This window comes from Mariniphaga sp., assembly GCF_041687215.1.
GTDB lineage: Bacteria > Bacteroidota > Bacteroidia > Bacteroidales > Prolixibacteraceae > Mariniphaga.
In genome coordinates, this window is sequence record NZ_JAWLCI010000042.1 from 1 (window position 1) to 25,046 (window position 25,046).

The 25,046-nt window shown below is 42.2% G+C and carries 15 protein-coding genes and 1 tRNA gene; 3 read left to right on the forward strand and 13 right to left on the reverse strand.

Annotated features, from left to right (window positions below):
• Positions 1-321: hypothetical protein (locus ACESMA_RS14185; protein ID WP_372949504.1), on the forward strand; the 321-nt coding region annotated here is incomplete at its 5' end.
• Here ACESMA_RS14185 and ACESMA_RS14190 read toward each other — a convergent pair.
• A complete protein-coding gene (locus ACESMA_RS14190; protein ID WP_372949505.1) occupies positions 277-702 on the reverse strand; it encodes a (deoxy)nucleoside triphosphate pyrophosphohydrolase in 426 nt (141 codons plus the stop codon). The genes ACESMA_RS14185 and ACESMA_RS14190 overlap by 45 nt on opposite strands.
• Positions 703-752: 50 nt before the next feature.
• Here ACESMA_RS14190 and ACESMA_RS14195 point away from each other — a divergent pair, with 50 nt between their 5' ends.
• Positions 753-1,274: a hypothetical protein gene (locus ACESMA_RS14195; RefSeq protein ID WP_372949506.1), complete on the forward strand. Its 522-nt coding sequence runs from the start codon at positions 753-755 to the stop codon at positions 1,272-1,274.
• An 18-nt stretch (positions 1,275-1,292) separates the two neighbouring features.
• Here ACESMA_RS14195 and ACESMA_RS14200 read toward each other — a convergent pair whose 3' ends face one another.
• Complete coding sequence (locus ACESMA_RS14200; RefSeq protein WP_372949507.1) at positions 1,293-4,355, reverse strand: protein O-mannosyl-transferase family; 3,063 nt, start codon at positions 4,353-4,355, stop codon at positions 1,293-1,295.
• 173 nt (positions 4,356-4,528) lie between these two features.
• Between ACESMA_RS14200 and ACESMA_RS14205 the strand changes: the two genes are divergently transcribed.
• Positions 4,529-4,601, forward strand: a tRNA-Gln gene (locus ACESMA_RS14205).
• 248 nt (positions 4,602-4,849) lie between these two features.
• On the opposite strand, the gene ACESMA_RS14210 is transcribed toward ACESMA_RS14205, so the two are convergent.
• The 11 genes from ACESMA_RS14210 to ACESMA_RS14260 all read right to left on the reverse strand — a co-directional run bounded on the left by ACESMA_RS14210 (position 4,850) and on the right by ACESMA_RS14260 (position 25,032).
• Entirely contained in the window at positions 4,850-6,148 is a 1,299-nt protein-coding gene (locus ACESMA_RS14210) for a hypothetical protein (protein ID WP_372949508.1), read from the reverse strand.
• Positions 6,149-6,157: 9 nt separating this feature from the next.
• Entirely contained in the window at positions 6,158-8,806 is a 2,649-nt protein-coding gene (locus ACESMA_RS14215) for an alpha-glucuronidase family glycosyl hydrolase (RefSeq protein WP_372949509.1), read from the reverse strand.
• A gap of 286 nt (positions 8,807-9,092) precedes the next feature.
• Positions 9,093-10,130 (reverse strand): family 43 glycosylhydrolase, encoded by a 1,038-nt coding sequence (locus ACESMA_RS14220; protein WP_372949510.1) that lies wholly within the window; start codon positions 10,128-10,130, stop codon positions 9,093-9,095.
• A gap of 8 nt (positions 10,131-10,138) precedes the next feature.
• Positions 10,139-12,814 carry an InlB B-repeat-containing protein gene (locus tag ACESMA_RS14225; RefSeq protein WP_372949511.1) on the reverse strand — a complete coding sequence of 892 codons (2,676 nt, stop codon included), beginning with the start codon at positions 12,812-12,814 and terminating at the stop codon, positions 10,139-10,141.
• A 34-nt stretch (positions 12,815-12,848) separates the two neighbouring features.
• A complete protein-coding gene (locus ACESMA_RS14230; RefSeq protein ID WP_372949512.1) occupies positions 12,849-14,297 on the reverse strand; it encodes a DUF4832 domain-containing protein in 1,449 nt (482 codons plus the stop codon).
• Positions 14,298-14,404: 107 nt separating this feature from the next.
• On the reverse strand, positions 14,405-15,889 hold the full coding sequence (locus tag ACESMA_RS14235; RefSeq protein WP_372949513.1) for a beta-galactosidase: 1,485 nt from the start codon (positions 15,887-15,889) through the stop codon (positions 14,405-14,407).
• A gap of 36 nt (positions 15,890-15,925) precedes the next feature.
• Positions 15,926-17,101 (reverse strand): InlB B-repeat-containing protein, encoded by a 1,176-nt coding sequence (locus ACESMA_RS14240; RefSeq protein ID WP_372949535.1) that lies wholly within the window; start codon positions 17,099-17,101, stop codon positions 15,926-15,928.
• Positions 17,102-17,378: 277 nt separating this feature from the next.
• A complete protein-coding gene (locus tag ACESMA_RS14245; RefSeq protein ID WP_372949536.1) occupies positions 17,379-17,540 on the reverse strand; it encodes a hypothetical protein in 162 nt (53 codons plus the stop codon).
• Positions 17,541-18,093: 553 nt separating this feature from the next.
• Positions 18,094-19,980 carry a glycoside hydrolase family 36 protein gene (locus ACESMA_RS14250; protein ID WP_372949514.1) on the reverse strand — a complete coding sequence of 629 codons (1,887 nt, stop codon included), beginning with the start codon at positions 19,978-19,980 and terminating at the stop codon, positions 18,094-18,096.
• A 32-nt stretch (positions 19,981-20,012) separates the two neighbouring features.
• Positions 20,013-21,866 (reverse strand): DUF5060 domain-containing protein, encoded by a 1,854-nt coding sequence (locus ACESMA_RS14255; RefSeq protein WP_372949515.1) that lies wholly within the window; start codon positions 21,864-21,866, stop codon positions 20,013-20,015.
• Between the two features lie 190 nt (positions 21,867-22,056).
• Complete coding sequence (locus tag ACESMA_RS14260) at positions 22,057-25,032, reverse strand: Ig-like domain-containing protein (RefSeq protein WP_372949516.1); 2,976 nt, start codon at positions 25,030-25,032, stop codon at positions 22,057-22,059.
• Between the last annotated feature and the right edge of the window lie 14 nt (positions 25,033-25,046).

Here is a 25,046-nt window from a genome sequence, read left to right on the forward strand (position 1 = left end):
TGGCCATACATTTGTAAGCTGGTGCCTCAACATATAAAACGCCGTTACCAAAAAATTTGCAAACACAGCAAAGTCAACAAAAAACTAAAAATATTTACCCGCAAAAACCGCTTTCTGGCGCGGTTCAGAAAAACCTATGGTTATTGGGGAGTTGTTATTGCCACCCCGGTAATTTTGTCCATTCCTCTGGGTGCGTTTCTTGCCCGAAAATATTATCGGCACCGGCGGCATCTTGTATTTTATATGATATGCTCCATTGTGGGATGGGCTGCCGTTTTATCGGGAATCATTCACCTGTTTCCCAATGTATTTCTCGATTAGGAGGAAATTCTTTTCATCCAATAAGATTTTTTTGTCGGCTTCCGAAATGTTCATCATGCCGGCTTCCAGAACACGAATCCACCTGTAGTCAACATGTTCGTTTAGTTTTATTTTTCCTTCGCGAATAAAACAGATAAAAGGAATTAACTCAATTTTTTTGAAACCGTAATCGAATACAACAGACTCCAGTTTTTCTTTAATTTCGAGATGAAGATCAAGTTCTTCTTTTATTTCCCGAAGGATACAATCTGCTTCGGTTTCACCGGGCTTTATTTTACCTCCCGGAAATTCCCATTGAAAAGGATGGTGCGGGTGCTCGCCCCGCTGCGTTAGCAGGATTTTTTCATTCTGAATAATAATGGCACATGTAACTTTTATCATCTTCCAAAAATAATTAATCGGAAGCTGATATCTTTGCAAAAAACACTTAAATGACCAAAGAAGAACTGCTCGATCTGATTGTTTCATGGGAAAATCTGCCGCTGCTTGTCCGGCAATTGGAAACAGATTATGAAAATCTAAAACTGTTGATGGATTTGGCATTTGAAAATAATCATCCCAAAAGCTGGCGTGCAGCCTATATTGCTGATAAAATTAACGACAATCATCCGAAGTTGATTGCTCCATTTATTTGTGAAATGATCCTCCGGCTAAAAACTGAAAAAAGCAGCAGCAAAAAACGGCATTATCTCAAGATAATCAGCCAGCAACAATTTTCCCGGAAATACCATTCTTTACTGGTTGATTCCTGTCTGGAATGTTTTACTTCGGCCAGCGAACCCATTGCCAACCGGGTACATGCCATGCAGATTTTATTCAATATTTCTGAAAAAGAACCGGGTTTTAAATCTGAATTGCTGTCCATTATTGAACATGAAATAGAGTTGCATCCAACCCCGGGAATTGTTTCGAGAGGGAAAAAACTGGTGAGAAAGCTTATGATGCAAACATAAGAAATCCGGTAAATTCATTTACTGTAATTCATCAGAAAGTCGGCTAATCATTTGCTGCAGCCGCCCATCAATTTCACTGTTTAAATCCTGCAAATTATACGGCCGGGTAAGTACCAGCAGGTTTTGAATATTTCCCATTTCCCGTTCCTGCTCTTCCTGTACCGCGCGGGCAAAATGTTCCGGCAATGAAAAGTAATAGTTCAGCATGGCAAATCCGTTTTCTGCCATTTGCCTTGCTTTTTCAATGCCTTTATCAATAGCTCCTGCCCTGAGGTATTGTTCAACAGCCGGAAACGAATCGTAGGTTAATGGCATTTTTTCGTTGGGAAACAGTTCGAACATTTTGTCGATAACTTCCTCTGCCTTTTTATTCAGACCTTCGTTTACCAAAGCTTCGGCCAAGCGGGCAAACATGTAACGGGCCTGAATAATGCGAATGGCTTTTTTGTTGTAATCATCCAAAAAAACATCGGGGTGGTTTACATTTCCCCACACAAATTTATTCATCACATTTTCATACAAAATACTCGTATTGATGTGTCCCATGTTCATGGCACGGCTTTCAGTTTTTACGGGCACAAAACGGTAAGCCAGTCCTTCAAACTGAAGCCAGTCGGTAAAAAAGATGTTGTTGGTATATAACAGGCTGTGATCAATATAAATGGGACGCTCCCAGTCATTGGCTGCGATCATGTTTAATACGGCCCATTCGCTTTTGGTCACGTATCGTTTGTTAATTTTAAACTGAACGGTGTCTGAAATTAAAGCGGCATCTTCCGGTTGAACCGTTCCGGTTTCCAGTACTTTTTGCTTGTTTACTGGCAGGTAAAATTCACTGGAAGGAAAATAATCGACCTTTTGGCCACCGGCAGTTTCGGCTTTGGTGCGTTCGTCGTCACTGCCCATAAACTCCATGGCATCGCGCAAATCGACAGCCCGGTTGAGCCGGTCCTGGATGAAAACACCATCGCGAATACCTGTGTAGTATTGATTTTCCTCAAACGAAAAGGGAACAGGTTTGGCTTCATAGGTAGCCATCCGGTGCTGACTGATGTACCAGTCCATGCTCAGATAGCTTATATTTATCACTTTTATGTCAGTTCGGACGCCTTCCACTTCCTGCACATACCAAAGCGGAAAAGTGTCGTTGTCGCCATACGTAAATAAAATGGCATTTGGCGCGCAACTCTCCAGGTAGTTGATGGCATAGTCGCGTGTCATGTAACGGTTTGAGCGATTGTGGTCGTCCCAGTTCTGAGTGGCCAGCACTCCCGGGACCAAACCCAGTGAAATTAAAATGACCAAAACAGCTCCGGGAACTCCTTTCACTATTTTTTGAAAGGCCGAAAAAAGTGCAGGAACCGCCAGCCCGATCCAGATGGCAAAGGCATAAAACGAACCTGTGTAGGCATAATCGCGTTCGCGGGGTTGAACGGGGGTTTGGTTGAGGTAAACAATAATGGCAATTCCTGTTAGAATGAAGAGTGTCATCACCACAGCAAATCCTTCTTTTCCTTTCCGGCTGTGATTATACTGATAAAAAAGCCCGATTAATCCAAACAGCAATGGCAGGAAATAATAGGTATTTTTTGATGGTTCGTTTTTCATAAAATCAGGCAAATTATCCTGCGGGCCTATTCTGGCTTCATCCAGAAATTTAATGCCGCTAATCCAGTTGCCGTTCATAAAGTTACCATGCCCCTGTGCATCATTCTGACGGCCGGTAAAATTCCACATAAAATACCTGAAATACATGTGACCCACCTGGTAAGTAAAGAAAAAACGAAGGTTTTCTCCGAAGGTTGGTTTCATCAATGTTTTAACCTCGCCGCCTTCGCGAACCCTGACCGGTTTTCCTTTAACGTTTCCCCAGTTTTTGTACACCTCAACATGACGCGGATCGCTGCTGTACATGCGCGGAAAAATGGTTTTCATCCGGCTGTCGTAAACCGTTTTCGAGGCAGAAGTTCCTGTAACTACGTATCTGCCATTTACCTGGTTGTAATATTTTTTCTCGCCGGAACTGGCAATTGCAGGTGCGTTGTAATAATTGCCGAACAATAAAGGACGGTCTCCGTATTGTTCCCGATTCAGGTAACGGCGCAGTGCAAAAGCATTATCAGGGTGGTTTTGGTTCATGGGCGGATTGGCATCGGCGCGAATCAAAATCAGGGCAAAAGTGGAATACCCAATCAGAATGACAACAACAGCCGTAATTGCAGTATTCCAAACCACCAGTTTTCGTTTTCGGGTATAACGAATGGCCCACACTAATCCTGCTGCGAGCAGAACTAAAAATGCAAGCATACCTGTGTTGAAAGGCAGTCCGAGTGTGTTTACAAAAAACAAATCGAAAAGAAAAGCCAGTTTAGGGATGTCGGGAATAAGCACATACTGAATTCCGGTAAGTACCAATGCAGAAATGATTAACGCCGAGATGGCTCCTTTCCAGGAGAATTCATATTTTTTGAAATAATAAACCAAACCGATTGCCGGAATGGCCAGTAGGTTGAGTAGGTGCACTCCGGTGGAAAGCCCCATTAAATAAGCGATTAGAATCAACCAGCGGTCGGCATATTTTTGTCCGGCTTCGTTTTCCCATTTCAAAATGGCCCAAAATACAGCAGCGGTAAAAAAAGAGGAAAGCGCATAAACTTCACCTTCCACGGCCGAAAACCAGAATGAATCGGTAAAAGCGAAAGCCAGTGCGCCAACCAGACCGCTTCCCCAAACAACAATTTGTTCAGCTTTGGAGGGCTGTTCGGGGAAAAGTTTCCGGGCCAGATGAACAATGCTCCAGTACAGCAACATTACGGTTCCTGCGCTGGCCAAAGCCGACAACAGGTTTACCATAAATGCAACCTGTGAAACATCGGAAGCAAAAAGACTGAAAAACCGGCCCAGAATAATATGAAGCGGCGCACCAGGAGGGTGACCCACTTCCAATTTGTATGCGCTGATAATAAACTCGCTGCAATCCCACCAACTGGCCGTTGGTTCAATGGTAAACAGATAGGTGATAAAAGCAATTAGAAACACCACCCATCCCAAAATTATGTTGATTGTATTTTTCCGGTACATTGGCCTTTTTATGAATCAGGACAAATATACAGTTTTATAAAAATACCCCAACTTCGAAATGAGTTAATCAAAAAGTAACAAAACAGCGATTCGGTAAAAAAAATCGGGCAAAAGCCCCGAAAAGAAAAAAATTTATACTTTTGCACCGTCTTTAACGAAAAGACATTAATGATTGTCCCGTGGTGTAATTGGCAACACGTCTGATTTTGGTTCAGAAGAGTCCAGGTTCGAGCCCTGGCGGGACAACTATGTCAATTTGGCTATGCAGGGGTATGCTTTGTCTTCATACTCCTGTTTTTTAATTATCTTAGTATTGATTCCTTCTAATACATTCTCAATTAAAGGGACACTGACAATCCGACTCCTAAAAATTATGATTAGATAAATTCAAATTGGTGCACATTCTGCATCGTTGAATTCATAACCCATAAACTCATACAGAAAATTTTAGAAAACAGCTTATTTTGAACTATCTGTAAAAGGAAAAATTTTTATCAGAAATATATTTGAGTTTGCAACAAAAACTGCCCTTTCGATTCGGTCCATTTAGAATTGCCATCAACCGCTGTATAAATGGGACGTGAAGAATATTGCAGGGTCCATTTCAGGTTATGGCTATTCATCAGCCAGTTTATGCCTGCATCAAATTGAACTGATGCCTCGTTTAAGGCCTCAAAGTTTTTCCACGAAAAAGCTCCGTAGGGTTGAAACCGGTTTTTCATCCCATTTCCGGGTAGCAGGTACCCGAATTCTCCGCGAATAATCTGGCCTGTTCCAACTTCCCATTCCGAGTTTCCTATACCCTGCGCAAGAGCCGAATTTGGATTGGCCAGCGAAACATTAATGGCCCCTGCCGAACGAATGTAGTTTTCTCCGAAGTTATAATTATTGAAAGCCAGGTAAGAGGTAAGAGCTGCTCCGTTCGTAAGCGGAATATCCAAAAAAGCATCCACTGCAAACAAAAAGATATCCGGATAATCAATACCATCAACGGTTTTTTGAACCATTGCTTCCGGATGATAATAAAAACCACCTCCAACGTTGAAAATTCTTTGGCGACCCAGGTTGTTCATGGTCATGTAGGGCATCAAGGTTCCTTCTTTATCCAGAAACTGCCACGAAAAATACCCTTTCAAAGCCAGGTTGCTGTTCAAACGTTCGGTAACTTTCTGAATTTGGTCATTTTCATTTACCCCATAACGGAAAGGCTTGGCAACAGATGCACGATAATGCAATTTAGAAATGGTTCCTTTTGCATAAATTCCCAGTTGCCGGCCAAACTTGTCGTGACGACCGGCAACCGGAAAAGCAAAAACCGGATTATCGACTACCAGGTACTCCAGTAACTTGCAATTGTTGTAACGCGACAACCCATTCCAGGTAGTGAGGCCAAATCCGAGGTGAAATTTCTCTTTTACAAAAATGTATTCAGTTTGGGCATTGTACAAAGAAACTGCCGGATTTCCCTGCAATTTAAAGGAATGGCCGTCAGACCCCAGCATGGTGTACATAAAAACCTTGTCAAAAAGATAAGTATAGAAAATGGCCCGGCTCCGGCGAATGGCAACATCAAAGTCGCCTCCCATATCATTTCCCAGTGCATCGGGATTATTCCAAATGTAGCGGGTCCAGATTTGATTGACAAAAACAGCTCCGGCATACGATGATTTATCTTCTGAAAGATAAAACCTGAGATTGGGTTGGTTTAATTCATCCTGCGCCAAAAGTTTCGAACCAAAAAAAATCAAAAAAAACAGCGGTATTATAATTTTTAAATTTGTTAATTTCATCATGTTTCCACTTTAAAAGTTCTTTAATACATTCAAATGGTCCAGGAATACATAACCCTCCGGGGAAATTTCAATTGTATTTTCGCCTTTTTCAAGATTAACTGTTTTACGCAGCCAAACCCATGCCCCGCCATTACCGGTTTGCCAAAAGCCAATTTCATCAACCTTTTCACCATTAATTGTAAGCGGCGTTAAAAATTCTTGCTGGCGTTCCAGTGTATATCTGAACTCCAGAATATATCTGCCCGGTTCAGCAGCGGTGTACGTCCATTTCACCGGGTTCTGTGCGTGGCCGGGTTGTTTGGTTAAATAGCCGTCTCCGGTATAACCATCAATGTCGTTTTCTACATCAGCTTCTCCGTATTTTGCATCTTCTGCCTCAAGTATTGTCCCTCCCGGAGTGGGTTTCATCGACGGCAGATTAACATCACCTCCATTCACCGTAATGTCGTAAACAGCCCATTGGAAATTTTCTTTCAAATCGACATACCCAACGCGGTTGGTCCACAACGGTGTTTTGTAATTTGCCAGCGAACCCGCTGCATACTGGCGCCAGTAGCCTGCAGAAATGTTCAATTCCTCCATACTTTTTTCAACCCATTCTTTTTGAAATGATTCACGAAAAATCGACAAATACGTTGCCGCCAGGATTTTATGGGCATAATATTTCCCCAGGTATGCGATTGTTCTGATGTCATCAATTGTATTGCGGAGTTCTTTGTCCATTTCCATTGTTTGACCAAAAACCCATTCCAGCGCCTTGTCAGCACTGTTATTAATTTTTTCAGCCACTTCAACCGGAGTTTCTCCTTCCGTTTCGGTGCCGGCAAGGAATGCTTTGGTATAGTCGGGAATTGAAATATAACCGGTGCCTTTATGGGGAGGCAAGGTAATAAACCGGTTTACATCGTGATAGCCTGAAGGAGTGTTTGCCGGAGCGGGTTGCGACTGACCGGATTCGATATACCATTGAAAATCGAGCGCACCCCAGTGAAATCCGTTTACCCAGGGGTAAATCATGGAAGCATTTTGCCAGGTATCAAACATATCCTGAGCATTTACTGTCGGAAAGCGGTTTTGAATGACATCGGTAAACCGTTCATTTTCCATATCCGGATTATAACCCAACCGGCCCCAGCACATCCACTGGTACCAGTGCTTCACAATTTCAAGTTCCCGCGGTTCTTCGCTGTATTTTCCGAGAAATTCCCGTCCCCAAACATATTGGTCTGAACCGTAATAGTAACCTTCTGATACATCGTAGGGAATGTTTTTGATAAACTCCCTTACAAAATCAGGCGCTCCCCACCGGTAATAAAAAATATCGTCGTTGCGAAGGGTCCACAGTGTTTTCAGGTTTTCACTCTGAATATCTTTTACAAAATTTTGATGAAAGACCTGATTGGTTGAACTGTAAACATGTGCCTGGGCATATTTAAAGCTGAAGATAAAGTTGATATTTTCGTTCTTCATCACATCTTTAAAAATGGCTGTGATTTCTTTTGCCTGGGTTTGATGCTGGCGGTGAATAAATGTGATTTTTCTGTCGGGTTGTTCTTTTAGCGCATCCAAAACTCCCTGCCCGTAGGTAGTAAAAGCCCATTCTTCTTTTTGGGTGGCCGTGTAAGCATACATGTTTTCACCAGTGGTGAGCCCAATTCCGGCCAGGTCGGGGTAGGTGAGTACCATTTGTTTGATGCTCTGCCTGAAATAGTCGGTGGTTACCGGATTTTCAAGTTTATCATCTATCCCGTATTTGCCATCCACTCCGTAATCAAAAATATTCCAGGTTAAAATGAAAAACTGAACGTTGCGTTTTTTGCCATAAGCCATCACTTTGCGCCAGAATTCTATTTTTTCATCGATGGTAATTTTTTTTATGACTTCATAATTATTCACAATCTCTGGCGCATCAAAATCCCATCCATTCAGCGGATAATTTTCCTCCCAATCTACGGTACTTTTGCGCACGTCGTCCAATGCCACATCAGGATACTCAGGTACTTTTACCATGGATGGAAAAGGGTGCATGTTCCAGAGTGAAATGGTGTTGTAACGGTAACGTGCCAGATTATCGATATACTCTTTCCAGAATTCAAAATTCCACATTTCGGCCATGTTAATTTGGGCGGCATCCGAAGGTTCGGTATAAGTAGGTGTCCGAACATCGAGCGGAATATTAAACTTCGTTCCGCGGACTTTCATGTACGGATTTTGCAACTGGTTTTCAATGGCGTTAAATCCCCGCAAGCGAATAATTTCGGCCACTTCGAAACCGCCGTACATTACCCCGGCATCATCTTTTCCCAAAACCCAAATGGTTCTTCCATTTTCGCCTGATAAGTTAACGATAAAACCCTCCTCTTTTAATTCGTCGATATTTTCAACGTTCAATTCTTTTAAAAGATTTGAGCCAGACTTGTCATTTATATTCAGCAAGATAATGTTGTATTCATCACTTTTTATTTGTTTTATTTGAGAAACCGGATGAAAAACAAATTCCCGAACTTTTTTCTTTAACGCCGTCTGAATTTCATTAACGGCAAACTGAATTTGTTCTGAGTTTTGGTTGCCAATTACCATAACTTCATTTTCAGCTTGTAAATTCAGTGATGGGAGGATAAACAAAATAACTGCCAGGTGAAATTTTAATGTTTTCATTTGATCTGTAATTCTCAATTTTATGGAATAATGAAAAAATGTTTAAATGTGTAAAATTCCTTCCCAAAATCAACAGAAATGGGAAGGAATTTGTCCTATTCCAACTAAACCAATATTATAAAAATCAAAAATACACTCTGCAGCAAATTTGGGGTGTTAATTTTTGTTCAGAATTAGACAGGTTACAGTTCAAAAACTGAAGATTGTTTTACCTGCAATCTTTTTTTAGAATTCTCCGAAACGAATTTTGAGCGACTTTAATGCAATATTGAAAATTTTTATTTAATTACTCACCAGTATGTTCCACCATTTGTATGGTGCCATCTTTATTGTGATAAAGCTTGTCAAAACAGGCAATTCTTCCCTGAGATTCTTTGAACTTTGGTAAATTCGGAATTGCAATGTGGTAGAAATAATACCATTGGTCTTTAAAGTTTATGATGGAATGATGGTCTTGTGCTCCACGTGGTTTTGGCGCCATAGGGCCTTTCCATTCAAACGGGCCGTAAGGACTATCGCCCATGGCGTAAAATCCCTGATAGGTTTTGTTGTGCCAATTGGTATAAGAGAAATAATAAACGCCATCTTTTTTTTGCATACAGGCACCCTCGTTAAATTGTAGCGTGTCATTTTCCATTACCTCTTCGGGCCCATATTCGATTTTTCGCACTTCTTCAGCCAATTCAGTCATATTGGGTTTTAACTTCGCCACAATGCCCGGGTTGTTGTACAGATAGTATTCTCCATCATCATCTTGCAAAATCATTGGGTCAATTCCGCTCAGGCCTTCAATCGGGCGACCTGAATCTTTAAACGGACCTGCCGGTGAATCAGCAATTGCCACGCCAATTCTCCACTTATTTTTTTTATTGCGGTGAGGAAAATACAAATAATATTTACCATCTTTTCGTGCTGCGCCAGGCGCCCACATGTAGCCTCCGTCTTCCCAGCCCCATTCCACGTCACGGGAATGTAAAATTTCTCCGTGGTCGGTCCAGTTAATCATATCGGTTGATGAAAAAGCATGATAACCATCCATGGCAGCGTAATGATGCGGGTGTATGGTTGAATCCACAGTCCTGTCCTGAGATGTGTACATCCAGACAACATCGTCCCAAACATGTACATCGGGGTCGGCAGCGCCATGCAGTCTGCTCAGGGGATTTCCTTCGTATTTAAATTCAAAAGGATACTGAACGTCTTCAATAGTTTCGAACTGACTCATGTCAGTTGTCTGCTTTGTTGGTTGTTCATTTGATTTTTTTTGCTGATTGCAAGCCAGGGCTAAAACAGCAATGGACATGATGATTCCTGATTTTTTCATTTCTATTTCTAATTATTTATGATAATCTGTTTAACTTGTGATAATCCGTTACCTGGTTGAAGGTGAATGAAATATATTCCATCGGGCAGTTGGTTCCCATTGTTATCTTTTGCGTACCATTCAACTTCGTAGTACCCGCCAATTTGTTGATCGTTAATAAGGTCAGCAACCTTTTGGCCTAGTATATTGGATACCGTTAACTTAACGTGCGTTACATCCTTTAGCCGGTAAGGAATAATGGTTCTTTTGGAGAATGGATTTGGATAATTTTGCCCCAGCCTGCTTTGGGCGGATGTATTTTCCAGGTGTGTTGCACTGGTTGCAAGATTGAAAACACCGGTTATGTTTTTGTCAGAATCCATAATAATTGAAGTGGGATTCTGCATTCCGGAAAGATCGCCTTCCCAACCACCAAATTCGTATCCTTCATCTGGGATTGCCTGTAAAATAACTCCCGTGCCGTAAGTATATGGTTCGCGCTCTGCAATAATATTCACCGTTCCATTATTCGCATGTACATCAAGAATGTAAATGTATTTTTCCATTTCTGCTGATACTGTTTTATTGCCATCCACAACAATTGTTGCCGGATTAGCCGAGCCCGAAAGGTCACCATTCCAGCCTTTAAAGCGGTAACTCTCGTCGGGTGTTACTGTTATTTTCACCGCTGTTCCTTCCGGGTAAGTTCCACCTGCCGGATTGAGGGAAATTGTTCCGTTTTCAATTTGGGTTGTGAGTGTATAAGTTGGAAGCGCCTCAAAAACTGCCGTTACCGTTTTGTTGGCATTCATCACAATGGTGTCGGGATTTGATGTTCCGGAAAGGTCATCGTTCCACCCTTTGAATTTATATCCATCGTCGGGAATTGCTTCAACAATTACCGCCTGCGAAGAATTGTATCTTCCACCCGGGGGATTTAGCGCTACCGATCCATTGGTGGAGTTTAACGTAAGATCGAACACCGGAACCTCTTCAAAGTTTGCCGAAATAGTTTTATCTCCATCCATGGTAATTGTAATCGGGTTTTCATTACCTGATACATCACCACTCCACGACACAAATCGAAATCCCAATTCATCTTTTGCTTCCAGGGTTACCACCGTTCCTGGAACATAGGAATCTCCGGCGGGTGTTATTTTCAGATTTTTTCCCGGTGTTTCGCTTGAAATCGAATAGCTTATACCCTGTGGTGTTAAAGTGTAGTAACGTTCATCATCGTTTAACGGATTATCAAACAGGTTTGAATCTATTGTTTGGCTGCCGCTTAAATCTTCTCCAATTGCGATTCTGCAAAGCGGCTGGGTCTGACTCTCTTTTAAAAAGTTTTCTACGGCAAAGAATATTCCGGGGGTTTCGGAAAAAGGTTCCAGTATGGTAATTCCTGCCATGTACTGGCCGGCCGCGATAGAATCGGGAACTGCAAGCGATGCACTGATTTCGTTTAAAGGGGCAGATACATCGTACTGATGTGTCATGTAATTATAATTTTTACCGGGGTGCCAGGTTCTGCAGTCAACACCCGGCAATGTCTGCTGCCAGACAATTTTGTGTGTCGATTCATCGATTAAAACAAAAGCTGTTTGCCAATTGGCATAAAAAGGTGCTGATCCGGTATTTTGTACTGTAAATTTAATTTTCAGACTATCTCCCTGATCGGCGCGGGAGGAGTAGGAAAACTCTGGAATTACAAACCGGTAACCAAAGTCTTTTTGAATTTTTGATGCATTTGCCCTCACCACAGCCGGGTCCGTTCCATCTGATCCATCCGTTTTATAACTGGCTATCCATGATAAGCCTGTGCAGTGGAGTTCTTTAATCACATCAATCATGTAATCTGTGTACTGGTCGGTCCCAAGTGTAATAGTAGGATTTTCCCCGTAAACAGGTTCAAACTTATCGTACCCCCAGTTATAGGCAACTTCACCAGCAACAACCTCGGTTAAATAGCGTCCCTCAGCATTTGTTCGCTGTATATCGGCCCATGAACCGTTTTTTTGACCAGGATGAGCAAACGATCCCCACTGTACGCCAAATTCATATCCTTCGGGATCCCAGTATTTTTGGTTGCGCACAGCCAGTTTTTTATTTTTGAACACTTTTTTGAATGCTTCTCCCATTAAGGCTACATACCCCTCCTCATTAACGCCCACCGGATTTTCCTGTTCGCCCCAGTAGCCGATAATTGCGGTATTAACCCACGCCACACGAGGATCGTTGTCCCAAGCTTCTCCCAGTTTGTATATAAGCTTAACAATGCGATCTTTTACCAAATCACTTTGCCAGTATCGCTTATCCCAGGTGGGGCAACCCAGTTTATCAACAATATCCTGAGGCCAGTATTCATTGCCATTTTGATCATTCCAGTCGATATAAACATGCGGAATCACCCTGATGTTGCGGTCTTCATATCCTTTCCATGCATTATTGCAATGCGCTATAATCTTTTCAACTCCATCACTTTCATTGTTCTCCAATTCGTTCCACTTAAAACGCGCCCTGACAACGGTTGGGTAAGGATAATCATTTAACTGATTTGGGTTGTTTAGAAAACCTTTATTTGGATTCCGTAAGGCATTCGTATATTCTTGTGGATAAACCGTATTTAAACTTTGCGCCCGTGCATATTTAAGATTTATTATTATCAGACAAAGGAAAACCGGTATTATAATTCTTTTATTTCTCATGGTTAATTAAACTTCAATATCGTTATTGTTTAAATCATTTGATTATCAGCGAGTCGGTTATTAAGTTGTACCCTTTGGATGCATCCCACACATTTTGGTTGGCAAAGCGCACAGAATAACAAGGCTGTGATTGCAGGCTGACAGAAGCGTCTGGCAGCCAAAGAGCCAGTTTGTAAGTACCCGATTTCATGCCTGGGGGCAGGTTCACTGTTTGCCGGGTTAGCACAACGGGGCCGCTTACCCATTTCCGGACGTCCACGTTGGCCAGTTCAATATTGTAGCGGTCGGTATCGTTCTCAAAGACTAAGTAGATGGGGCGCGACTTGACAATACCGGCGTAGCCGTCATTGCTAAAATTCGCCGCAATTGTAAAGCTGCCTCCCGCTGTCGCCGACATTGGGAAGGTGGCGTCGATCAGTCGCAGACGATATCCCAGTTTGCGTGAAATGCGATCAAATTCAGATTCCGCCGGGTCATTGCCGCTTGCCGACAGCCAACGATTTTTCCACATATCAATGGCATCCCCCCAAAAATTGATGTTGATTTCTGTCCAGTTTGCCTTTGCCATCTCAACTTGAGTATCGTCAATGCGGTCAATTGCAGGTGAGCAGGTTTCCCCACCCACAATCTTGTTTCCACCGTAGGAGGTAATCAGATCAAATGTATATTGTTTCTGTTGCGCCAGCGTTTGATCGCCAAACCAGATGTTCAACCTGGCGTAAGTTCCTCTGTCGTTTTCGTTAAAAAGAAAACAATCATTATGATGGCCAATCCGGTCCCGCTGGATTTGGGTCAGTGGCTCACTACCGGCAGGCACGGGAAGTTCATCCAGAATTTCCCGGATATGCATCGGATAGCGCATGGCCAGAGGAATATTATCCGGTGTGGTTTCGAGGATTTTTTTGATGATCCGGTAGCGTGTATCACCATCGTTTCGGTTGCTAAGATCGGTGTAGAGGCCGGAATGCCATTCGCCCCATTTCCCAAGATATCCTGTCTCCAGGTGATTTATTACATCGGCATTGTTGGAAATAACCGCACTGAGTTGTTCGATGTGCTTTAGAATTCGCGATTCGGGAACAGAAGGAATTTCGCTCCATACATAGGTTGGACGCAAAATGATTTTAAGCCCTTGTGCACGAATGGTATCGAGAGCTTCTTGCAGTTTATTGAGGTAGGAGCGGGGTATCCGGTCTGTCTCTTTAAAATCATCCAGGCGCAAATAGCTGTGAAGAAGTGTGTGGCCGGCGGATTTTACGTCTGAAAAGTCCCGGTCGTCGTCTCCGCCACGTCCGTCAACATCACGGCGGTTGTGCCAGCCGCGCTCCGGGTTGGGAAACACACTTGTGAAATCGGGAATGTATTGTTTTACGATTAAGTCTGACCCATTTATTGTGGTCGGTTCTTCCGGGTTAGTTGCCTGTCCAAAACAAACAAAAATTGACATTTTGATGGCAATTGCTACAATTAAAATGCTTTTCATACTATTTAAATTGTTTATTTTTCAAGGTATAGTATGGAACTCGCATGTATTTTAATCATCATCTTAGTTGTAAATATTTTACATGCTCGTTTCATATTCTTCATAGGTTAAAATGAAATTTCCTGTACTTTAAAATAATCATCATCTTTTATGTTGGCTGATAAACCAAATTCAACCGGTTTCCCCGATTTTGTATCGTAAAGTTGAATAGCCAGGTTGTAATCCCCTTTTGGTTTTCCAGAGAGTGAAACAGTGTATTTCTGAATTACCGTTTCATTTGGCATCCAGTTTTTGTTTCCTGAATCTTCAATTTCAAACTCAATGGGTTCTGATGTGTTGTCAACCGGAAATAACTTCCCTTTTAACTGATATGAGTTGTAAGCAGGCGCAACTCCTTTGTTCATCCATTCAACATCAAAAGAAAGTAAACCGTTTTTGTATTCTTTGGTTTCAATTGATTTTGGAAAATACCAGTATCCGCACTTGTTCAGCAGGGTAACAGTCAGTTCGGGATTGTCATTCAGCCATTCGCCCAAATATCCGTGAAAACCAATGTAGGTAGGTTGGATTAATTTCATTGAATTCAGAAAAATTTCGGCACCGCTGACTCCAAGCTCCGGAATAACTTCCGAGCCGTTTTTTACCCTCCAGTCGCCATTGTTTTTGACTTTTGAATAGTGTTCCAATTCAAAAACCGTTGGCATTGTTTTATATGCTTTTTCAAAAAACAGCGGCGATCTGACCGCCCAGGTATCCAAATGCTCCCTTGTGGTTCCGGCAACCAGCGGACTGTCATCGCGAAACGAAACACCATTTGCCAGCGCAAAATCCAGTAATTCCTGTTGTTCGCTTTCCGTTTTACCATAATAAACCAAGTCATCGGTAATTATAATCTGTGTTTTTTTATAATGCTTCAAATAAAGGTTGATATGTGTTTTAACCTCATCCGAGGTGGGCGGAATCCGGGTTGAGCTCCAGGTGTGCCCCTCGCCCCAGTCGCCGATGCTGCCTACATCAACATATCGAACCCACGTTTTTCCATCGTATTTGGCTGCAAAAGCTTTGTGAAAATTATCCAGTTTTTCAAGGTAAACCGGGTCATTCCAATCCGGGGTCCAGGAGGGACTTCCAAATTCAGGGCGTTCAATGCCTTTTGCCCCGGCCTGTTTTACCCAGTAAGGTGTTGCATAAAGAATACCGTCAACCTCTTGCGGAACTGCTTCATTTAATTTACCGGTTTCCTTGCACGAAATACGGAACGAAATCTTGTACCCCATTGGTACATATTTTTCCACAATATCGTCAATATACGACCAGTCGAACACGCCTTCTTCCGGCTCCAGAAATGCCCATGCCAGGCGCAGGTACAAATGATCCATTCCCGGAAAGTTGATTAAATCCTTTTCATCCTGAATCAGGTATTTATGCACGCCATTGTCGAGCATGTGGTGGTACCATCCTTTGTCCGGATTGGCAAGCGGACGGACGGTATCCCATTGATTTGTCAGGTCTGTTTTTTGTGCAACCAGATTATTATCTATCAAAAAAGAAAACAGGAGTCCGGTCACCAGGTAAATCACTAATTTATTCATAGTTGCCGTTCATTTGCGATTATTAATTTGAGGTTATCAATTTCTGGTTATTATAATTTTTGCGGTATAAACATCTTTGGCAGTATAAACCTGAACGAAGTATAAACCACCTGAATAACCAGATAAATCAATGGGGTTATTTTGAGTTATTTCATTGTTTGTGTAAACTACCTTGCCATTTGCATCCATCAATTGAATCCTGTCGATATCCTGGCTGGTAAAATTGAAATACAGCTTGTCATTAGCCGGATTGGGATAGAATTTAAATGTATTTTCAAAATCCTGACCAGTATTTGTCAGCAATAAAAAGTTTGCTTTTAATTGCCTGTCTTCAGTAACATTAAATGTAAATTGGGGATTTACGGAAACTGTATCATTATTTATTGTCCAGCCTGCAAACTTGTACCCATTGGCAGCAGTGGCCAAAACAGTTGCTTTTTCACCATGCGAATAAATTCCGTCTCCTGACACCGAACCTCCGGTTTCGTTATTCACCGAAAGTGAAATCTGATGTTTTACATGGTCTAAAAAGAACGTAATATTTTCAACATATTTATTGACCAGAAAGTCTCCATCTTCAAAACTGCCCAGCCATTTGTTGTTGTATGAACAGTTTTTAAACGTGATGTTTGTGAATTTTCTGGCATCATCAAGTCCAAGCATTGTATTTCTTGGCTTTCCGTGAGTATTGTCTCCGGAACCGCTCACCCCGGGATGTTCCTGTACCACGTTTTCAATAATTATATTGTCGTAATCGACTGATGCACTGGAGTTATCTGGATTCGACATTTTGAAATAAAAGGGTGGAAATGCCGGAAACGGGTCTTCCACCAATACGTTTTTTATCTGAACATTTTTAATGGTGTTACCAGGTTTTCTGTCGCGAAACGAAATCACCCGGCCCCCTTCCCAATAGTGCCAGCCTGCACGGTGATAAATTACTTTTATGTCTTTGAAGTAGCTTGATTCCATTGACTTAGCACCTTTGGTAACGTATAAAACCGCACCATTGAAATCGCTCCAGCATACACTGTTACTGATTTTCACATTATCGCCACCATAATAAAAATGGTCATCCTGGCACCTGAAAAAACAATCGGTAATTTCTGAATTTCTGAATGCATTTAATCCATCACCGTTAACTCTCCATCCCAGTATTTTCAGGTTTTTATACACATTGACATTTGCAGGATTTTCATCACTGTTATTCATATTGAAAGTGTGATGTGCAGGATCGACCACCACAAAACCTTCCAGTCGAACCCGGTTTGCCTGATAGGTAAAAGGCTTATTCCATTTTTCGCCCGGAGCCCTGGCAACTTCCTCGCCGCTTAAAGCGCCCGAACCATAAACTGACCAGTTTGCAGCCGCACTGCTACCCCATGCATTTGGTGGATGGATTGTACCATGAACCACGGCATTTCCCGGAATATACAAGACTTTATTGGAGCTGATTTGAAATGGTGTTCCGATGTGGTGTAAACCCGGTTTAAAGTAAATGGTATCCCCGGTGCTTCGGTCTACAGGAATGGTTTCCCCCGGATTCAGGGCATAAACTTTCGGACTGGTTAGTTTTGGCTCTTTGAATACAGGATTGGCAAACAGTGAAATCGTATGAACAGGTGGTCCGCTGTAACCCATTCCGGTATATCTGTCTTCCATCTGCCCGTCGATATCAACATTTACATTGGCTGGTTTATCAAAAGTGATGTATGCTTTTCCATTTTCAATTTTTGCTACTGATGCATGTCCCACAGGGCGTACCATTGCCTTTTTAATGGCTTCTCCGCCGAATTTCGAGATTTCAACTTCAATCGCGGTTTCCGAAAATTCGAAAGCTATCCACGATGCCGTCCAGTTGAGTAAATTGTTTTTATAGCCAGATAAGTTTGCCCCATTGGCATCTTTTACTTCCGGCTTGCTGATGGTTTGCAAAACAAAGGCGTCTTTCCACTCTTCGGTTCCAACCTGCCTCACGCGACACACATATTTATCGGAAGGAGTCCGCCCGGGAATTTCAGGATAAGTAATTAACTTCTGGGCATGCAATAAATCAGACGATAAAAAAAGGGTTAATACTGCAATAAAGAGGAAAAGGTTGGACTTCATTATTTTTATTTTCTCGTGAAAACAAAAATACCCATCGCATTAAATTCGGGGAATCAATTATTGTCCAGAAAGGATAAATTACTGTTCAAAACTGCTTAAAGCGCTTTACTCAATTCTTCAAAGGAAAGGCTGCCTGAATACTTTAAAACTTTTGAATTCCTTGCGTATAAAGCTTGCACACCACTTCCAAAAGCAGTTAAATCGTATTCTTTTGCCTCGTCGCTCCAGTTGAAAATTCCCAGGTAAATGTCTTCTGCATCTTGTGCAAGTAAGATTTCATAACCATCCTTACGGTCTTTCCCATGTTGCCAGAAATCGAGTGGCACGGTTTTGTCCATTACGGGAAAATTGAAAACTTCAGGTAAGAGGGCCTGTCGTTCGGGGCGGAGTGTACTCAGCTTATCGCCGCTCAATCTGCAATTGCCGTAAAGTTTATTGAAGTCTGCCCACATTTGCGCCTCGTTGAGCGTCATTGAACCTCCATGTTTGGTATTTCCACTGGCAACCGTCTCATCCTCATCTTCAGCAGCACGAAAAACAAGATAATCGGTATCTCCGTTAAAAACTTTTCCACTTAAATAGCTGTTGCCGGCGTTGGCTAGCACCCGCTCAGAAAAGTCTTCAAATCGTGGATTTATATCTCCACCGGTGCGCATGCCGTCCACAAAACTAATGCAGGGTCCGAATACTGCCGAGCAACCCAGAAGGTAGTTTTCTGGTCCTACTGCCTCACTGATGACTTTCAATCCCAGGCGCATCCTTTCAACATCGGTTATTGACGGGTCATACGGCCGGATGCTGGTTCCCTTAGGACAGAATCTCAAAATTTCATCGTTCAGGCCAAAACGCATGAAGTCCACTTTAAAATAGGTGATACCCATTTCTTCCCTGATAATACGGATACATTCTGCCATGTGTGCGCGGGCGCCCGGATGGGTGTAGTCAAAATAAATCCTGGTGTTGTCAGGACCTTCCGGTCTCATCTGTCGAACTATGATGTTTCCATCCTGGTCGCGCAGAAAATACTCGGGATGGTTTTTAAAAACCTCAGAATCGGTATTGGCCCGAAAACCGTCAATCCAAACTCCGGGAATCATTCCGGCTGCCTTAATTTGTTTTGCCACCTCTTCCATTCCTCCGGGAAAATCAGGACGGGATTGGGCAAAATCGCCACGATGGGCATACCATCCGGCATCTATCTGTATTAAATTCGCGGTTGGTGCAATTTCTTTCAGTTTTTCCATGTTTTCGTAAATGTCTTCAACACCAAAGTTGTAGGCATAATAATCCCAGCTTGCCCATCCGCTGAAATCGACATCTTTTAATTGGTCAATTCCATTCTCTTTTGCAATGGCTGAGCCAAAGCTATCCAACACTTCCTGCCAATCAGACGGACGGCTTAAAACGATTTGTTCATAATGGATGGTCTCACCAGGTTTAAGCTGCCTGCCTTCGCCACTGGAGCGAATTACAAACGCATTGTCTTCCAACGTGAACGTGGGAATAAAAATGCGCCAGCTCAGTGAACCAATAAAAGCGTAATGATCGGCATCCATTTTTACCATGGCATACATGTAGCTGTAACTGTTTTCCTGATTTTCGCCCACTTTATGAACCAGCACCGGCCGTTGTCCCATACAACTGCTTCCGAAAGCCACATTCATATCGTTTGTCAGGGATTGAGAAATTGGGATGCGAATCTCTATGCTATCAATGCTTACGATTTCCGACCCCTGATTTGAAAGGGTGATGTCAAGCCTGTAAAAACCATTTTCTTCGCTTGTTACATTTTGCGAAGTTTCAATGGCTTTGTCAGCTTTTACATTCACCGTAATTCCTTTCCATTCCTGTGGAATTTCTGATTGAATGCATGCATTCGTCCCGATGATTAGGATGAACGAGATCCATACCTTTGGTTTAATGTAAAGTCTGGAGTTTAATTGTTTCAACTTTTTAAGAAAACTGCTATGATTATTTTTCATTTTTTTTACTGATTATAATTGGGGTAATTCCACTAAAGCTTTTGAAGATAAACTACCCAGTCCTTTTCCGGTTCTGAAGGCGCTCCTTTGATTTCCTGAGTTTTACCTGCTTTTACGGTTTTTATCTGACCGGTTTGCAGCTCGCCCCCGTTCCGCGGGTCGAACCAATTTATACTGAATTCGCCATTTTGGTTTTCAAGATTAATGGTTCCGCTTCCATTCCGAAGAACGATAATGTACATTTCTCCCGGAATGGCAAGGCAATAATCACCCTTCTGCACTAGGTAATCGTGGTTTTCTGTTTCGCCTAAAGAAATATCAATTTCTTTAAAAAAGTGGAGCAGGTGTTTACACTGGTCCCAGAATAAATCGCGCGAGCGGTAATCCTGGCAGGTTAAATCGGAATGTGGATTATCATACCCGAAATACCATTCTGCGCCCCAGGCGCCAGCCGTAAAAGCTCCCCACAGGCCATTAATCCGTGCATTGTCTTTTACCGGATCTACATCATCAGGAACCAGTGCATATCTGGCATCGCCCGGTTCATCAATAGCTATTGCCCATTGTTTTCCGGCTTTTTCGAATTTTTTCAGCCAATTTAGAATTTGGCCATGCACCGCCCTGAAATCGGGATGCCCCGTTTGCAGGGAAACTCCGGTATATTTGCTGTCAGGCCCTAAAAGGTCATCGAACATCGGGGGATTGTGGATCACCCGGTGATGCTGGTAAGGATCATGGTTGTAAAAATATTCAGCGGCTGCCCTTCTTTGCACTGCATTTAAGGGGGGTGTTCTGTGCTCTTCGGCCCAATCGCCAAACTCTTCTCCAATATTCCAGTTCAGTGCCAGATGGTGGCCGAAACGAGCTATCATTTCCCGGTAATAGAGCTGTGTTTTGGCGCCAATACCCCCATGATCCAGCAAACCCTGGTTTTCCTGTTCCATAAGTTTAAAATGCAGGAACATTCCCTGTTTGCCGGCATGTTCAAATACCACCTCCCACTGGTCAAGTTTTGAGCAATCGTAACGGTCGTAGGTATCATAATCGATAAAAGGAAAGACATTTTGATCGTCGCCCACAATATTCATCGTTAAAAACGAAAAAGCATTCATTTCTTTCGAAGCAAGGTAATTGATGGCACCAATAATTGCTTTTCCTTTCCCATTTTTCCAGACAGGATCGCCCTCGTTCCAGTCTTTTAGATGTGCCTCCCAGGTTTTCACCAGGTCATCTTTGTGTCCGTCGGATTGGAAATTCCCGTCAAATTCTTCGTAGGCTAAAAAGTTTTCGGGAGAATCGGGGCCAACTTTCAAAAAGATTTCACCTGTTTCGGCCCACTTCAGGTAACGGGTACCATCGTATTGCAAACGGCCTCTTGCCCGGTTGTCGCGACCTGTTTTGTCGCTTTTGGCCACCTGAAAAGTTCCTTCAATTCCATCCACCCCTTCAACGGCTTCTCCCTTGGGGTCTCCCCATGGATTTGCATCCTGCTCGCTAACGGCAATCCATTTGGTTGTTCTGAAATCCACTTTATAGTGCCATTCGCCGGGTTCCGACGGTGCAAAATGAACCCGCCATTTGTTTCCGGAAGTCGAAGATGTTTCACCCGCATTGCCATCGGCGGCAAAGTAGCCGGGTATCTTGTATGATTTACCCGAGGGGTCGTGTGTAAAAACTACATTTAAACGGTAATCCATAAACGGATTTATTTCATCCGTTTCCGAAGTTTCCGGCCCGTCAAAAGTGAGGGTAACTTTGTGCCATTTTTTTAACTCGCCTGTTATTTTTACTGCTTCTTCATTTGCAAATACATGCTTAGCTGTAAGGATATTGGAGGCAAAAATCAATAATATTATGAACTGCAAAATTTTTGTTTTTAGTGTCATACTTATTTTTTTCATTTAATGTCAAAATTAATTCATGAAGGAAAATGAAGGGTGCAAAGGAAAGTTCATAATGCCCTAATTACAGTTCAAAAAGAGAACGGATTAATAAATATTGGTGAGGACGGCAGACAGCTACTGTTAATAAAGTTTTGCAAAAGTGAAACCTGACTTTGAATGGTGACCCAAATCATTACTTAAGCACACTGACCTTTTGCGTAAATACATTTTGAGCAGATTGAATTTGAACATATATAAAACCACTGGAAATAGCTTTAGTAATATCTATCATCCTATGTACATCTTCTATTTTTTCATCAAATAAAATTTGTCCTATGCTGTTATAAATTAAAACCTTGCGATTCACATCATTTTCAGAGAACTCAAGAAACAGGATGCCTGAGTTTGGATTTGGAAATATTTTTACGTCATTACCTTCTTGTTTAAATTCCGGAGAAACATTTGTTATACTCTCCACAAAAACGGTACAATCATCAGCATAACCTCCATCTTCTGTAGTTACGGTTATTACGGCATTTCCAACTGAAATGGCTTCCAAAATACCTGATGCATCAACTTTAACAATTAAAGTATCAGAAGATGTCCAGGTTACTGCTTGGTTATTGGCATTTTCAGGGCTTATATTTACTGTAAGCTGATGCGTATTACCAATAATAAGATTTTCAGATGGGCACCCACTTATTGAAACGCCGGCAACCTGAATGGGAACAATATTTACTTCACAATTAGCTGTAAAAGAACCATCATTTGTGGTAACGGTAATAGTAGCCGATCCTTCAGAAACAGCTGTTATCAGGCCATTTTCATCAATGGATGCAATCGTCTCGTCAGAAGAGTTCCACACGATTGTATGTTCGTAAGCATTGGCGGGCGTCACTTCTGCTGCAAGTTGATGGGTGGTTCCAATGATTAGTTCTGCTTCGGGGCAACCCACCAGGTTTACTCCTGATACTGGTATTGTGGTTACACTAACTGCGCAAATGTCGGTAAATGAACCATCGTTTGTGGTAACGATGATATTTGCAGTACCATCATGAATACCTGTAACCAACCCGTTTTCATTTACTGTTGCTACATTAGTATCAGACGAGCTCCATGTTAAGGATTGATTGCTTGCATTCGTTGGAGTCACCGTTGCAGTGAGCTGATGTGAATCGCCTTTGGGCAAATCGCCTTCCAGACAATTTTCAACACCTACCCCGTCAACAAAAACAACCACACTAATCTCTGGTATAATAATCTCATCAATTCTATCGTTCCATCCTGCTCCAACAGGCAGTAAGTTTACAACAAACTTATAGGCACCATTGGCCACCGGAATGGTTTCACTTACCTGAAATTCAATTTCCAATGTCCCTTTACTTCTGGGAACGGTAATTGTTTTTCCTCCGTAAGTATCCCACGGTGGAGAATTTAGCTGAATAAATCCTCTGATATCCAATTCCTGAGTAGCCGAAAATTCAACGGCCAGGGTAACTGTTTCCCCCGGAGAAACCTGCTTTGGGAAGTTAACGCTGATAAGTTCATCATCTGTTATTTCCGGTTCTTTTACCTTTATCAAACATTGTTCGCTAAGGGTAAGATCGTGGTTGTACAATGTAATGATGGTCGATCCTTTGGATAAAGTCGTTATTTCACCATTGATATCAACGGTTGCAACAGAAGGGTCAGATGAACTCCATGATACGTTTTGATTGGTAGCATTAAAAGGAACAATAGTAGACGTAAGTGTATGGGCAGTTCCTATATCTATACTATCCGCAGGGCAGTTTTCGATTATCACACCGGTAACATCAACATTATCGGCTTCAATTGTAACTGTGCCTAATGTTAACCATCCATCCAGATCGCTATCTTGTTGGTTGTTGGCAAAGCGCAAATCCCGTGCATCATCGTCAATTTCTTCCAAAGGATTTACAAATCGCATGAGTATTTTATAAGTATCATTTCCATAAATGGCTGCATTAAAAGATCGGGAGTAATTTCCTGAATCGGGTAGAATTGTTGTAATATCCCAGTCTGTTCTGCCAATGGTGCCTTTAAACTGTCCATTGCTTTTTATGGCAGCAAACTCCACCTCCCAATTATAATAAAAAGGGGCGACACCATTGTTTTGAATTTTAACATCAACAGAAATATTGCTTGCCAAATCTGAATTAAGCTTTACAGAATCGACAAAAAATTCATAGCCCATCATTTTGTGTGTCTTCAGTGCGTTTTCCCATTCGGTGGGAGTTGGGATATTGGAATAAAGATACATTGCCTTCATGAAACTCAGATGGGTGGTTCTGATACAGGTTTCAAGGTCTTCTTCGCCATTGGAAGTAACGTTGGGCCAGGCATCAAAAATGGTGGATTGAATTTCGGGACGGAGCTCACCGGCAAAAGGATGGTATTTAAAATTATCGGTAATCCCATCGCGTACAATATTTCCATTCCATGAGCACCAACCACCCGTACATAATGTATTATAGGCAAATGAGTCATCGTAATAACCAACAGACATCTTTAATTCATAGGTACTTGCATGGTTCGATTGGCGAAGCCCTATGTGCGTAGTATCAAATGCATTCCTGTAAGCGATAAGCAAACGGTCTTTGTTAGCCTGGGTCATTTGCCGTTCGTTTTCGGGAAATGTGTGCCATTCGCCCCATTTACCATACAATCCGGCCTCAATCATGGCAATTCGTTTATCACCGTCGTACCGGCTGCCAAATTCGGCAATAAATTCTTCCAGCGCACGCATCAGGTCTTCGTCATTCCAATTGGGAGAACCATCATCATAAAGCGGGACATCACCTGACAGGAAAGCCGGGAATCCGGTAGGTTGATTGGGATAATTTATCCAAAAACGGGTTACAACATGCCTTCCTCCGCCGGTGATTCTGTCAAGCTCATTTTCAAACGCCGTCCAGTCAAAATCATTCCAGTTCTTATAAACATCACTTAGCCGAATATAGAAGTGGTCAACACTATATGGAAAATCGCTGTTGATGTTTTTATAGCCTGGCATCCAACCCTTCATAGGATTATGTTCTATATTGGGTACATCCGGATTGTATTCCAGATTTGTCCATTCAGTTTGACCAACACTTTGGGTGATTTTTGAAAAAAGAAAAATCACAAGCAGTAAAGTACGAATTTTCATCATATTAATGTTTA